The organism is Acidovorax bellezanensis (assembly GCF_025421555.1).
GTDB classification, from domain to species: Bacteria; Pseudomonadota; Gammaproteobacteria; order Burkholderiales; family Burkholderiaceae_C; genus Comamonas; species Comamonas bellezanensis.
The window spans coordinates 1-345 of the sequence record NZ_JAODYH010000018.1 but is presented as its reverse complement, the minus strand read 5'-3'; the positions used below and the strand labels follow the sequence as shown (position 1 = coordinate 345).

Below are 345 nucleotides of genomic sequence, written 5' to 3'. Positions count from 1 at the left end.
CCGCCTTCGTCCTTGCTCAACACGTACACTTCAGCGGTGAAGTGGGTGTGGGGCTTGATCGAACCGGGCTTGCACAGCACTTGGCCGCGTTCCACGTCTTCACGCTTGGTGCCGCGCAGCAGCAGGCCAACGTTGTCGCCAGCTTGACCTTGGTCCAGCAGCTTGCGGAACATTTCCACGCCGGTGCAGGTGGTCTTTTGCGTGTCGCGGATACCGACGACTTCGATTTCTTCGCCGACCTTGACGATACCGCGTTCGATACGGCCCGTCACCACGGTACCACGACCGGAGATCGAGAACACGTCTTCCACAGGCATCAGGAAAGCACCGTCCACAGCGCGCTCA

At 60.6% G+C, this 345-nt stretch carries 1 protein-coding gene; it reads right to left on the bottom strand.

What is annotated here, in order from left to right:
* Nucleotides 1-345 (bottom strand): EF-Tu/IF-2/RF-3 family GTPase (locus tag N0K08_RS22725; RefSeq protein ID WP_261502724.1); only part of this gene is annotated, 345 nt, incomplete at both ends.